General features: G+C 52.6%; 11 protein-coding genes. 6 read left to right on the plus strand and 5 right to left on the minus strand.

The genetic code is table 11. The features are described 5' to 3' along the window. From nadD to ACW73I_RS07565, 3 genes are all read right to left on the minus strand, one after another. On the minus strand, positions 1–627 hold the full coding sequence (nadD, locus tag ACW73I_RS07555) for a nicotinate-nucleotide adenylyltransferase (RefSeq protein WP_458028631.1): 627 nt from the start codon (positions 625–627) through the stop codon (positions 1–3). Next, positions 627–1,883, minus strand: a complete 1,257-nt coding sequence (locus ACW73I_RS07560) for a glutamate-5-semialdehyde dehydrogenase (protein WP_458028632.1) — start codon at positions 1,881–1,883, stop codon at positions 627–629. Before ACW73I_RS07560 ends, nadD begins: the two co-directional genes overlap by 1 nt. 123 nt (positions 1,884–2,006) lie before the next feature. After that, positions 2,007–3,968 carry a CHASE domain-containing protein gene (locus ACW73I_RS07565; protein ID WP_458028633.1) on the minus strand — a complete coding sequence of 654 codons (1,962 nt, stop codon included), beginning with the start codon at positions 3,966–3,968 and terminating at the stop codon, positions 2,007–2,009. Positions 3,969–4,361: 393 nt separating this feature from the next. Here ACW73I_RS07565 and ACW73I_RS07570 point away from each other — a divergent pair, with 393 nt between their 5' ends. From ACW73I_RS07570 to ACW73I_RS07595, 6 genes are all read left to right on the plus strand, one after another. After that, positions 4,362–4,514 (plus strand): hypothetical protein, encoded by a 153-nt coding sequence (locus ACW73I_RS07570; protein WP_458028634.1) that lies wholly within the window; start codon positions 4,362–4,364, stop codon positions 4,512–4,514. A 9-nt stretch (positions 4,515–4,523) separates the two neighbouring features. After that, entirely contained in the window at positions 4,524–5,048 is a 525-nt protein-coding gene (locus tag ACW73I_RS07575) for a cytochrome C oxidase subunit II (protein WP_458028635.1), read from the plus strand. Next, positions 5,041–6,660: a b(o/a)3-type cytochrome-c oxidase subunit 1 gene (locus ACW73I_RS07580; protein ID WP_458028636.1), complete on the plus strand. Its 1,620-nt coding sequence runs from the start codon at positions 5,041–5,043 to the stop codon at positions 6,658–6,660. Before ACW73I_RS07575 ends, ACW73I_RS07580 begins: the two co-directional genes overlap by 8 nt. Positions 6,661–6,662: 2 nt before the next feature. Beyond that, a complete protein-coding gene (locus ACW73I_RS07585) occupies positions 6,663–7,310 on the plus strand; it encodes a c-type cytochrome (protein ID WP_458028637.1) in 648 nt (215 codons plus the stop codon). Positions 7,311–7,436: 126 nt separating this feature from the next. Then, a complete protein-coding gene (locus ACW73I_RS07590) occupies positions 7,437–8,228 on the plus strand; it encodes an elongation factor-1 alpha (RefSeq protein WP_458028638.1) in 792 nt (263 codons plus the stop codon). A 62-nt stretch (positions 8,229–8,290) separates the two neighbouring features. Further along, positions 8,291–9,892: a methyl-accepting chemotaxis protein gene (locus ACW73I_RS07595; protein ID WP_458028639.1), complete on the plus strand. Its 1,602-nt coding sequence runs from the start codon at positions 8,291–8,293 to the stop codon at positions 9,890–9,892. Between the two features lie 151 nt (positions 9,893–10,043). Here the strand turns inward: ACW73I_RS07595 and ACW73I_RS07600 are convergent, their stop codons facing one another. Together ACW73I_RS07600 and ACW73I_RS07605 are read right to left on the minus strand one after the other, a co-directional pair. Beyond that, positions 10,044–11,993, minus strand: coding sequence for a hypothetical protein (locus tag ACW73I_RS07600; protein ID WP_458028640.1), 1,950 nt, complete (start codon positions 11,991–11,993; stop codon positions 10,044–10,046). Between the two features lie 449 nt (positions 11,994–12,442). After that, positions 12,443–12,826: a NifB/NifX family molybdenum-iron cluster-binding protein gene (locus ACW73I_RS07605; RefSeq protein ID WP_458028641.1), complete on the minus strand. Its 384-nt coding sequence runs from the start codon at positions 12,824–12,826 to the stop codon at positions 12,443–12,445. Positions 12,827–13,094: the final 268 nt, after the last annotated feature.

Here is a 13,094-nt window from a genome sequence, read left to right on the forward strand (position 1 = left end):
CTAATTTGAAAAAAGATAAAGTTGATGTTGCCGAATGTAGGCCAAAACGGCATCCGGTAATAAGAATTGTGGATTACGCCCCGAAGCGATCAACTCGCGTATGGCCGTTGCCGAAATATCCAATGCGGTAACCGCTTGAAAAAACAGCCGGCCGGATTTTATTTGCTGTAATTGCCGCCGATCTTCGCACAGCCGCCGGCGCAAAAACTCCGACATGATAGGCATCTTACAAGCGGGCCGCGTGATCACCACGACATGGGCGTAGTCGAATAGCCGGCGCCAACAATGCCAGCGCTCCAATCCGGAAAACGCGTCGGTGCCGATGAATAGCAGCAAGCCTTTCTCGGGATATTCCGCTCGCAAAGCCGCCAGGGTATCGACTGTGTATGACGGCCCTTCCCTATCCAGTTCGCGGCGGTCGGCGATTAGGCCGGGTGTATCGGCGATCGCCAGATTCAACATGGCCAGACGCATTTCGCCGGCCACATCCGGTTCGCTGCGATGAGGTGGTAAACGGCATGGGACCAGCCGCAATTGTTCGAGACCGAACAGCTCTTTGACTTCTAACGCGGTGCGCAAATGCCCGTAATGCACCGGATTAAAAGTGCCGCCGTAAATGCCTATCATTATTGGCGTATATGACCATCGCCCAGCACGATGTATTTCAATGAAGTCAATCCCTGCAAGCCGACCGGCCCCCTGGCGTGCAACTTATCCGTGCTGATGCCGATTTCCGCGCCCAAACCGTATTCGAATCCGTCGGCGAATCGGGTGGAGGCATTGACCATCACCGAGCTGGAATCCACTTCGCGCAAGAAGCGCCGGGCTAAAGTGTAGTCTTCGGTGACGATGCTATCGGTATGAGCGGAGCCGTATTGATTGATATGGGCTATGGCCTCGTCGATCCCGGCGACGATCTTGATAGAAAGTATCGGCGCCAGATATTCCGTGTGCCAATCCGCATCGATCGCACGCACCGCGTTTTTGACCAATGAACAGGTCTTCAGGCAACCCCGTAGTTCCACGCCTTTTTCGGCGTACTTATCCGCCAAAATCGGTAACACGGCAGGCGCGATACTGTCGGCCACCAACAAGGTCTCCATGGCGTTGCATACGCCGTAACGGTGGGTTTTCGCGTTCAGCGCGATCGCCACGGCTTTGTCCGCATCCGCCTTACCGTCGATATAGACGTGGCAGATTCCGTCCAGGTGTTTAATGACGGGTATGGTCGCCTCGGCGCTGATACGTTCGATCAGACTTTTACCTCCGCGCGGCACGATCACGTCGACGTGTTCCTTCATCGTAATCAATTCGCCCACCGCCGATCTGTCGGTGGTTTCCACTACTTGCACGGCCGTTTCCGGCAGGCCGGCCTCGGCCAAACCTTTAGCGATGCAAGCCGCAATCGCCCGATTGGAATGGATCGACTCGGAGCCTCCGCGCAGAATACAGGCGTTGCCGGCCTTCAAGCACAGGGCGGCGGCATCGACGGTGACATTGGGACGCGACTCGTAAATAATGCCGATCACACCCAAAGGCACCCGCATTTGTCCGACCTGAATGCCGCTGGGACGATAACTCAAATCGGTGATTTCTCCCACCGGGTCGGGTAACGCCGCGACCTGTTTCAGCCCTTCCACCATCGCCTCGATGCGGGCCGGGGTTAATTCCAGTCTGTCCAACGAGGCCGAATCCAAACCATTCTCTCTGGCGGCCTGCAAATCTTTCCGATTTTCGCCGGCCAATTCCGCATCGCCTGCAAGAATAGCCTCTGCAATTTTTAGCAACGCCGAGTTCTTCCGGCCGCTATCGGCTTTGCTGATCTCGCGACCCGCTTGTCTGGCTTGCCTGCCCAATTGCTGCATGTAATGTTGAATGTCCATCGCCCATAATCCGATGAAATAGAAAACCCGCCATTATATCAAGATCAGTCTGGTAGCAATGCCGTTATATTCGGCGGACGGCCGTTTCGAATCAGACGAACCGTCTGCCTGCCGAGCTTCCTACTAGCAGTCCTCCGCAGAAAACAATACCACCTGGTTGCGGCCATTTTCCTTGGCGTCATAAAGCGCATGGTCCGCATTACGCAGAATACTGTCGGGACTTGTGCTCTTGGCGCTGAGTGAAGCGACTCCGATCGAAACCGTGATATTGATCGTCGCGTCGCATTGTTTCAGCGGCCTATCCTCGATTGATTTGCGCAGACGTTCGGCAAACACGCGCGCCTCGCAGACATCGGTATCCGGCAAGATAATGGCAAATTCTTCGCCCCCTACGCGTCCGACCACATCGATCTTACGTTGCTGGCTCCTAATCACGGCGGCAAAATGCTGCAGAACCGCATCGCCCGTTGCATGACCGTAACTGTCGTTGATACGCTTGAAATGGTCCAGATCCAACATAAGCACCGATGAACCTGCCTCCGGCTTGCGTTGCATACGGTCGAACTCTTCCTCTAAGCGCACTAGAAAATGGCGTCTATTCAGAAATCCGGTCAAGCCGTCGGTCGTTGCAAGCTCCCAAAGTTCTTCCTCCATTTCTTTGTGTTTGGTAATGTCGATGCACGACCCGACAAATCCGATAAATTTTCCGTTTTCGTCGAGGCGAGGCACACCGCTATTAACGATCCAACGATACTCCCCATCATGCCGCCTGAGCCTGTATTCCACGCTGAAAGGTTTGCGCACGCCAAAATGCCAATCGAGCAATTTTTTGACTAACTCCGCATGCGAGGGATACACCGATTCCAACCAACCATCGCCTATTTCTTGGTGCAAGTCGCGTCCGGTAAAATCCAGCCAATGTTTGTTGAGCCATATCGCCGATTGACTCGCATCCGTCATCCAGATCAACACGGGCGCCGAATCCGCCATTAAGCGAAAGCGTGCTTCACTTTCCTGCAATTCCCGATTGGCTTCGGCCGCAACCGCCAACGCCTGTCCGCGCGAAATAAACTCCCGGACCAATAAGGCCAAAAAAATACTTACAATCATCCCGCTTATCAGGATAGTCAACGGCTGGTTATGGTTAAGCCAATTTTTTAGCCCCGACTTGCTGTCTATCACCAGCGTCCACGAATGCCCGCCCATTTGTAATTCTCGTGTAGTGCTGATCCTGTGATTCGGCGCTTGTTTCGGCCGGTCGCTGTACATCAAGGCTTGCTCGGAGACTTGATCGCCGTCGTAAATCGTAAGATGCAGATCGCCCGCCCGCTCGCCGCCTATTCCAACCATAAAGTCCCTAACCCGAAACGGAGCATACACCCAACCCACGATATTCGCTCTGCGGTCCTCAACAGTGTTGTGTGGTTGGCCATTCCGGTAAACCGGCAGATACATTAAAAAACCGGCCTGAATATCCTCATTGGTTTCCTGCACCAAAGTCACCTTTCCGGAAATGCCGACGGTATCGTTATCCCGGGCATAAACCATGGCCTGACGGCGTACCGGATCGGAAAACATGTCGTAGCCGAAAGCGACCAAATTGCGATTGGCGAAAGGTTCAAGATAAATGATAGACGTGTAGACATCTCTATCGCCAGGCGGATAGATCCGGTAGTTCGAAAATCCTTTTTTTCGTATCGCTTCGGCATGGCTCTCAACGTTTTCCTTTGGCACGATTAGCGAGAATCCGACACCTTGTATGCCTGGATACCGCTTATCCAGATGTAACGAACTAACGTATTGAAAAAATTCGTCTCGTTCTACCGACGTAGATGCGGCAAATAAACCACGCGCCCCATGCAGCACTTGTTCGTAAACTTTTAGGCGCATTTCGATGTTCTCAAGCAATTGCCCTACGCGGAAATCAAAGTAAGCCTGGGCATTGCGGTCGTAGACACGTTCCGACCAATCCCACAAACTCAGGGTCAACAGTAATCCAACGCCAAACACCATGTACGCGCTTCCCAAGCTTTGCAGCCGATTCGTCTTTCGGGACTCTGAAAAACTCGGAAGAATTGGTTTCATTGTCTCTCCTACATGGCTAAGCGATGAATCACTTTGTCCTTTAATTTATGCGAAAGAATCCTATAGTTTATTCTGAGGGTAGCGCTAATGGTTGCCTACGAAATCGTCCGCTTTCGATTTCCGGTATTCAATCTGATTTGCTAAAAATGCGGCACCAAAAACCGAAACCTTTCTTGGCCTTGCAAACAGACACGGCCAAATATAATTAGCTATAAAATTTGACCACAAGCACTTAAAAACATTGAAATTTATTTTTGGACAACTCAATTGTTGCATGTATTATTCATCTTAGCAATCAGCGGCCAAGTCGTCGGTAAGAACGGCAAAATAAAAATTAGTTCAGCCAACCATTGCAAGTTTCTTCCTTCATTCAACGCATACAAGAGGACAATAATGGACCAACTAACCGAAGAAGAACGCAAGAAAATCCTTGAAAGCTCGCCGGTCGGCACCTGGGTCTTGATGTTGATCGTCGGCGGCGGCATGGCCATCGCTTGGCTGTTAATGTATTACGGCGTATTTTTACCCCGCGGCCATATCGGCTAGGAGGGCATCATGCATATAGACGAACTCGAAAGAAAATGGGCCGGCATTTCTTTGGGCATGGCCGGCCTTTTCGTGGTGGTAATCCTGGCATCGGCCCTGTTTCACGGAATCCATGCGCCCAGCAACGTAGAGACGGTGGACTCGGCCCGCTTGCATCTGTCCAAGGAGTTCGCCGAAGAAAATCTTGGCGTTCAACGCAACCCCGACGGCAGCGTTACGGTCCGGATGGTGGCCGGCCGTTACGGCTTTTATCCGAAGACCCTGACTTTGCCGGCGAAAACGAACATTACGTTCCGTTGGGTCAGCCTGGACGTGCTTCACGGCGTTCATATACCGATGACCAACATGAGTACCATGATCGTACCGGGTTACGTGGCTCAAGTTAAAACCGCATTGCATCATACGGGCGAATATCCTTTATTGTGCAACGAATATTGCGGCATGGGCCATGCCCATATGTGGAGCAATATCACCATCGTCAGCAAAGAGCAATGGGATGCCATGAATCAAACCGGGGGAGCGAACCATGGATAACGCAGCAGAGAAAAAATTGGCGCTAGCCCATCTTTGGGTGGCGTTCGGCGCATTCGGACTAGCCGCCGTCATGGGGGTTTATCAAGTCATCGAACGTAGCGGATTTTTCGGATTTTTGGAATCCCGGGAAGTTTATTACGCTTCGGTCAGTACCCACGGGGTACTGATGGGTTTCGTATTGACCACTTTCTTCATCATGGGTTTCGGCTATTATGTCGCGACCACGACGCTGAAATTGCCGGTATGGAACGGAAGCTTCGCCTGGGTCGGTTTCGGCGTAGCCTTGACGGGCGTAGTGTTGGCCGCCTTGCCGTTATTGAGCGGGGCCGCCTCGGTTTTGTATACCTTTTATCCGCCGTTGCAAGCTCACCCCTTGCTGTATATCGGAGCCGCCTTGCTGGTGGTCGGCTCGTGGTTCTGGTGCGTGTCGATGATCGTCATGTACATGCAGTGGAAAAAAGCCAATCCGGGGCAAGCGGTCCCGTTGGCCATGTTCGCGACCACGGCCAACGCGATTTTATGGCTGTGGACCAGCGCCGGCGTGGCGGCTGAAGTTCTATTCCAGCTGATTCCCTGGGCATTAGGCTGGATAGACACGATAGACTCCGGACTGGCGCGCACCCTGTTCGCCTGGACTTTGCACCCTATCGTCTATTTCTGGCTGATTCCGACCTATACCGCGTTCTACTGTCTGGTACCCAAACAAGCCGGCGGTTATTTATTCAGCGACGAAATGGCCCGCGTCGCCTTTATCCTGCTGGTCGTGTTCAGCTTGCCGATCGGTTTTCATCATTTGTACATGGACCCCGAGCAAGGCCACGGCTGGAAAATTCTGCACGGTGTCGGCACCTTCATCGTCACCTTGCCCACCTTTTTGACCGGCTTCACCGTGATTGCGTCGCTGGAGATCGCAGGGCGCTTAAACGGCGGCAAAGGACTATTCGGCTGGATAGCCGCGCTGCCGTGGAACAATCCCATGGTGTTGGCGTTGATACTGGGCCTGCTGATGCTGATTTTCGGCGGCTTCGGCGGCTTGGTCAACGCCAGCTACGCGATGAACGCCATGGTGCACAACACGGCTTGGGTGTCCGGCCATTTTCACCTGATCTTCGGCGGCACGACAGTCATCATGTATTTTGCCATCGCCTATTATTTCTGGCCGATATTGACGGGTAAACCCTTATTCAGCAAAGAGATGGCTGTCGCTCAGTTATGGAGCTGGTTCATCGGCATGATCATTCTGACCACGCCCTGGCACATTCTGGGACTGTTAGGCCAACCGCGCCGGATAGACAGCGTGAATTACAACAATCTGCTGGTGATATCCTGGGAACCTTACGAAGTCACGATGATGTTGGGCGGAACGATCCTGCTGGTTTCCTCCGCCTTGCTGGTTTACAACCTGTATCAAACCCAGGTCGGCACAGAGAGCTATCAGGGCGAAGTCGAATATGCTGAACCGATACACGCGGTCAAGGATTTACCGCGATACCTTAATGGCTTTAGCTTGTGGAATATCGTCATCGCGGTGTTCATGCTGATCGCCTTCGGTTACCCGGTTCTGCAGTTTTTCCTGATTGAAACCTTTGGTTCAGGCAGTTGGGGGGTCTGATCATGAGAAAAATCATTCTATCCGCTCTCGTCATCATACCGATGGCGGCTTCGGCCGCGCCTTCGTCCGAAGTCGCCTGGACGCCTGAACTGATCAATTTCGTCAAGGCGGGCGACCCGCTGAAAGGCCGCCAATTGGCGGCGAGTTGCGCCGGCTGCCACGGCGAAAACGGCATCAGCACGTCGATGAATTATCCCTCCCTGGCCGGCCAATTACCGACTTATCTGTATAAGCAGTTAATGGACTATAAAAACGACAAGCGCCAAGATCCTATGATGGCCGGTTTCGCTAAAGGCTTGAGCGAGCAAGACGCGGCCGACCTGGCGGCTTGGTATGGCTCCCGGTCGCCGGCTTTTCAGTCTCGCAGCCCTATGGTTTACGAACAAGCGGAAAGAATGGTAAAAGACGGCGACCGCAATCGGATATTGCCGCCTTGCGAAGTTTGCCACGCCGCTAACGGAAAAGGCCAAGACTTGGACATGCCGGCATTATCCGGCCAAAACGCCAGCTATACTACGGCTACCCTGAAAGCGTTTAAGTCGGGCGAACGACATAACGATGTCTATAGCCGGATGCGATTGATAGCAAAAGAACTGAGCGAACAAGAAATCGAAGAGCTTGGGCTTTACTATCAAAATTTCAGGAATTAAGCATAACGTCCGATAACAATCCGGCAGGCGGAAAACCGGGTCTGCCGGATTTGTCTTTATGTATACGAGCTGATCGGCATTCGTTCCGGAAGGAACCCTGTTTCCGAGCTCAATTTTGGAGTTTGCATGTCTGAAGAATCCAGTATTCCTGTTAAATATGCCTATAAAGGCGCTAATCTGATCAGCTTCGGCACCTGTATCAAGCTATTGTTCACCGGTTATCTGGTGACCATTGCCGCAGGCTATATCATGGCCTTGATTCAAATATTATTCACGCACGGCATGGCCGACGGCCAGTTCGGATTGTCGTTGGACGACATTGTTTACAGTTATTACGGCGATCGCTCCGGATCGGTTTTGGAATCCAAACTCAACGGATCGATGAAATTCAACGCCCCTGAACAGGACCGCTTCAAACTCATCCAATGGGTGCGGGACGGCGCTCCGGAACAGGAATATGAATCGAGCATCAAGGCAATCGTCGACAAAAACTGCGTGTCCTGCCACAACGCCGCGGCCGGCTCGATACCCGATTTTTCCAAATTCGAACATCTGAAAAAGGTTTCCGAATCGGACGAAGGCGAAACATTCCAATCGCTGACGCGACTTTCGCATATCCACTTGTTCGGCATCAGCTTTATTTTCATGTTTGTCGGGCTTATTTTCAGTTTCAGTACCGACGTGCCGTGCAAATACAAGTACCCCGCCATCATCATGCCTTATTTGTTTTTACTGATCGACATCGCCTCTTGGTGGCTAACCAAATTAAATCCGCATTTTGCCTGGCTGGTGATTATCGCCGGTTTCGGCCTGGGTATTTCTTTCGCTTTCATGTGGATCGTCTCGATGTATCAGATGTGGATTCTGGGCGGCCTGCGCAAACAGAGTGATCGCCGTAACGCCGTCTTAAGAGATTGATTTCGACATTTTTGCATTCAAAATTTATTGGGGCATCTCTCTCGTCAACCTAAGGAACAGTCATGAATAGTGTCGTCTCCATCCAAACGAAAATTCTAATCAGTATTGCGAGCGTATTTCTGCTGTTGTCCTCGGTTAGTATGCTGTTTATGGCTGAACGGCAAAAACAGATGGTACAAACGCTCGCCACCGATAAAGCCCGCGATATCGCCAACAGTTATTTCGACGGCTTGAATGCGATGATGCTGACCGGCTCCATGGCGCAAGGCCGGTTTTTACGCGAGAAAATCGAATCGCATGACGATGTGATTCGGGTGCGCTTGATTCGAGGCGACAAAATCAACGAGGCGTTCGGAATCGGCTCCCAGGAACAGCAAGCGAGCGACGCACTTGATAAAAAAGCGCTCGCAGGCGAATCCGTCATCGAAAACGCCGCCGATGGCGATAGCATTACCATCTTGGAACCGATAGTCGCCAGTAGTAACTTTAAGGGCACCAATTGCCTGAGCTGCCATGCGGTAGCGGAGGGTACGGTTCTAGGCGCTGTCCGTATTTCCTATTCCTTGAGCAACCTGCACCAAAAAATCAACCGAGACTTAATTAGTGCCAGCGGCATTGCCTTCGTCTTGTTCGTTATTGCGATGGTATTGATCACCGTCTTGATGCGTAAAATTGTCGTCAATCCGCTCGGCGAAATTCGCACCACCATGAATCTGATCAGTCAAAATGCGGATTTGCGCCAACGCCTAAAAATTCAATCGAACGACGAAATCGGCCATCTTTGCGAATCCTTCAACGCCATGCTGCAAAACTTTTCGACCAACCTGGGCCAAGTTTCCGAAACCAGCCGGGAACTAGGCAACGCGACCGCGAAAATTTCCAAAGTTGCACAGCAAACCACCGAGGCGGCCAAACTGCAGCGACAGGAAACCGAATCGGTCTTGCGCGCCATCAGCGAATTGGAATCGAGCGTAAGCAATGTGCGCAGCGGTGCGAACGAAGCTTCGACGGCGTCGATTGAAGCCGACCAACAGGCAACGACAGGAGCCGCCACCACAAAAAATGCGATAGACGGCATTTACGAACTGGTCAATGAAATCGAACGCGCGTCCGAGGTCATCAAACGTCTGGACGGAAAAAGCAAAGGCGTCGGCTCCGTTCTGGATGTAATCAAGGGATTAGCCGAACAAACGAATTTGTTGGCGCTGAACGCCGCCATCGAGGCGGCGCGCGCCGGCGAGCAAGGCCGAGGCTTCGCCGTGGTCGCCGATGAGGTGAGGACGCTGGCCAAGCGTTCGCATCAGGCCACGGAAGAAATCGAAAACATCATCGCGCAATTACAAACGGAAGCCAAAGACGCGGTCACCGTAATGGATGCCGCCAAACACAGCGCCGAGCAGCGCCGTTCGCAGGTGCAAAGCGCGGACGAAGGTTTGAGTCTAATCGCGGATCGCGTAACGCATATTCGTCAATTAAATGCGCAAATGGCCGAAGTCGCGGACAATCAAAACCAAGTCGCGCAGCATGTCAGTCAAAGCGTCGGCAATATCAGCCAATTAACCGACCGTACCGCCCAAGATGCCGAACTCACCAATGCCGCCAGCAGCGATTTAATCAGGCTGGCATCGCGGCTGAACGAGTTGGTCGGGCAATTCAAACGCTAGTAAACCAACTGACCGGCTTCCGCCGAATGGAAAAGCCGGTTGAAGTAGTATGTTCACGGAACCTTCCCCGTCGGGCCATGCGTCCTTCCCTAAACCTAGTGCGGCCGAGTACGGTCCGCCCCTTCCTTGTGTCGAATTTACCCTCGTTCGCTTATTTCAAGCCGTAAATCTTAAGCTGACTGCAAACCTTCAACTGATTATCCGGAACAGTACAATTGTCCACATTTCCGACCCGGTAAATCATCACATAGACTCTGCCGTTCGCAACCACGGGCGGAATCATTTTTGACATAGTCCCCAAGCCTCCGTGCGTATCGTCTCCGGTGCGGAATAAAACCTTCATTTTATTGCCGGGAAAGATAGTGGTGGCGTCATAAGCAATCAGCTCACCCTCGGCAAATCCTTTATTAACGTCTCCGTATTTAGGATAAACCGCCCACAAAATAGCCGAACCGAAATCGACCGCGTGCGGAAAAGCGCTCTTGGTCGACGGCTTGCTGGAGAGCATCAACAGGCCTCCGGGCATACCGCCGGGAGATTGAGTATTCAGCGAAGCCAGTTCCGAACCCTCGGCTCGAAACGTGGGCAAAGTTCCGCCTAATGCCGAAAAATTATAGGACTTAAGCGTCGAGTTTTCACCCCATACATAGAGTATGCCGCCTAACTGGTCCCGCTGGGCAAACGATAGCGCATGGATATGATGCATTTTGTTAAATTGAGGGTCGCCGCATGGGATGAACCAGTCGTGATCTGCGCTCTGCGTGGAAGGACAAGGCAGGCTCCGGTTCAAATGTTGAACGCGATCCCAATTTTCCGAGGTATCGCCGCCATAATAGGACGCCACCAACGGCGGTTTGGACAATAGTGCGTTAAACCGGTCGTTGCCTCCCAGACGGAATTTGTCGAGCGAGTACACGATGCCGTCTTTGGTACCTTGCAGCAACAGACTGGATCCCGGCACCAATAAAGGGCCGGCGGAACCGAAATCCCAATCCGCGCCCGCCTTGTTCACAGCCGCCCGGCCGCAGGACACTTCGGAATGATTATCCCCCCAAAGACAACCGCTTCCCGATGTACGCTCGTCAAGAAACGCTTTATAGAAATCCACTTTTTCCAATAAAGGCCGCGAACCGGAGGAGCTCGGCGTAAAGCGTAGTTTGACCATGCTTTCCGCAAGATCGACGCTACCGTTATTGGAAGTACCGTTGGAGGTGGCGACGTAAATCATATCGTCCTCGGTGGCCGGCGCGCCGCCCGCGTGCCATATGCCGGCGCCCCAATGGTTGAAAGAAGTCGCGCAGAATACGCCCGGTTCTTTAGAAAACCCGGCTTGCCCCAGCAATCCACGGGTATCGTAGGCTACAACCATGCCGTGCGGGTTTTTCCGCCCGCCTAGATTACTTTCGGCATTCGCGGCAAAAGCCAGCACGAGCCCGTGGTTATCGGTCAGCGCCAATCCCGCCCTCAATTTGGGGTAGACATATTGGCGCTTTTGGCCGTTTTGCCAATACACCGCATCGGCGTCGTTAAACCAGCAACCATTCCCCTCCTGCGATTGTCCGTAAATTCGCACGGGCGAGGATTTTTGCGAACCCGTTTTCGGATCGAGCGCGAATATCCAATAGTCGCGAAACCGGTTGTCTGCGGCGTCTTTTCTAAGCCATGCCGCGACGAACAAAGTATTCGTTGCCGTATCGATAATCGGCGTGGCCGAAATGCCCCAAGTCGGCGTGTGCTTCCAGATATCCATGTCCTGGGAACTGACTTCGGGACCTAATTTGACGTTATAAACGGTGGCGTTGGTACGCGCATTGATTCCGATGACCTCGTTTTTCATCGTCGTTACGATCACCAGATCGTCCGAACCGGCGCCGTTTTCCAGCACCAATGGCTGGGTCTCGACTTTTGCATTGAAGTCATATGTTCGGAGCAGACCGAAACGGTCGCGGTTGACATTGCTTTTGTCCAGCGTGAATTCTTGGTTGTTCGCGGCGGTTCGGTATTGGTTGCCGGCCCGCTGCGCGACGCTAACCGCGTGAATATCGCGAATCGAGAATCCAATCAAAGCGACGGCCAATAGGCTGATTGATGAGAATCGCATGACGTACTCCTAAGCTGGGGGATGTCAACTGAGACTAGATTGTAATTCGAGCGTTTGTCAAGTCGTTTAACAAGCTGTAGACGTTACGGATAAGGCTGAATCAAGCTTGCCGGATTAATCGGCATGCAAAAGTCAGTCGGCTGATCGGCCCGCGCATATCCGTCGGCAAAAAGGCATGCGGCGTCTTTCGACGTCCGTTCCGCCGGGCGCAACCTAAGGATATCGTCCAAAATAACTTCCCGATATCGCAATAGTCACTGGGGACGTAGCGAGTGAGGATGTCGGCGGCAAGGACGCTGCCGTCAAGCCCCCATGGAAGGGTTCACGGCGTTCCTCATTCGGTATGCCCCAGGGGTTCGCACCGGCAAAACGGGAAGTTGTTTTCGGCCAAATCCCAAGCTTCTACCATCCGGCCCGGCGCAAGGCTGCAATTTTTCGCGTTCCGGATATTAATGATGCCCCTTTAGACATTGTTGTTCATCATGCGGCAAACCTTCGGCCAGTTTTCCGGCCAGGTAGGATTCTACGGCTTTAAGCGGACAAACCTCGGCAGTCGTAGCGAGTTCCGTGCTTCTCTCCGCCAACCGGCGTACCACGCCCTCACCGGCCGACCCGGCAATGGCAACGTCAACATAATGTAAAGGGTGGCGGTTTCCGTCGCCGCGTACATGCCATTCATGCAAGCAACCGATATCCGTTAAATCCAGCGTCCATGCCAGGCCCGCATCCGATTCACCGTTTACGACGTAAACCATCCACTTCAACGCCCTTCCGGCGTGGGGCGCAATATTTCCGTCGTTGCCCACCGCTACTGCAATTAATTTCTCTGCCATCGACCTATTACCTCTTACGCAAATCGTTTTTTGAAAAAAGCCGGTTTCTATCGGAACAAACATTGCCCCTGTAAGGCTCGGGCAGACTTTACCATACTATTGTTAGGTGAATTAGCGAAACAAATCGGTGAGACGCGCCCGGATTCAAAGCGCGTCGTACGGGCCAAAGTATTCCAGCGCCCATCAATCTGCTGCAGATGGCCGCGAAGAATAATATTTCATCGAATAATCCGGAAACACTCGTTAAGCATTAAAATAAGCACTGTTT

The organism is Methylomonas sp. MgM2, from assembly GCF_054172045.1.

Bases quoted from the DNA above. Each gene is read 5' to 3' on its own strand.
- nadD (WP_458028631.1), bottom strand. From the start codon at position 627: ATGATAGGCATTTACGGCGGCACTTTTAATCCGGTGCATTACGGGCAT.
- ACW73I_RS07560 (WP_458028632.1), bottom strand. From the start codon at position 1,883: ATGGACATTCAACATTACATGCAGCAATTGGGCAGGCAAGCCAGACAA.
- ACW73I_RS07565 (WP_458028633.1), bottom strand. From the start codon at position 3,968: ATGAAACCAATTCTTCCGAGTTTTTCAGAGTCCCGAAAGACGAATCGG.
- ACW73I_RS07570 (WP_458028634.1), top strand. From the start codon at position 4,362: ATGGACCAACTAACCGAAGAAGAACGCAAGAAAATCCTTGAAAGCTCG.
- ACW73I_RS07575 (WP_458028635.1), top strand. From the start codon at position 4,524: ATGCATATAGACGAACTCGAAAGAAAATGGGCCGGCATTTCTTTGGGC.
- ACW73I_RS07580 (WP_458028636.1), top strand. From the start codon at position 5,041: ATGGATAACGCAGCAGAGAAAAAATTGGCGCTAGCCCATCTTTGGGTG.
- ACW73I_RS07585 (WP_458028637.1), top strand. From the start codon at position 6,663: ATGAGAAAAATCATTCTATCCGCTCTCGTCATCATACCGATGGCGGCT.
- ACW73I_RS07590 (WP_458028638.1), top strand. From the start codon at position 7,437: ATGTCTGAAGAATCCAGTATTCCTGTTAAATATGCCTATAAAGGCGCT.
- ACW73I_RS07595 (WP_458028639.1), top strand. From the start codon at position 8,291: ATGAATAGTGTCGTCTCCATCCAAACGAAAATTCTAATCAGTATTGCG.
- ACW73I_RS07600 (WP_458028640.1), bottom strand. From the start codon at position 11,993: ATGCGATTCTCATCAATCAGCCTATTGGCCGTCGCTTTGATTGGATTC.
- ACW73I_RS07605 (WP_458028641.1), bottom strand. From the start codon at position 12,826: ATGGCAGAGAAATTAATTGCAGTAGCGGTGGGCAACGACGGAAATATT.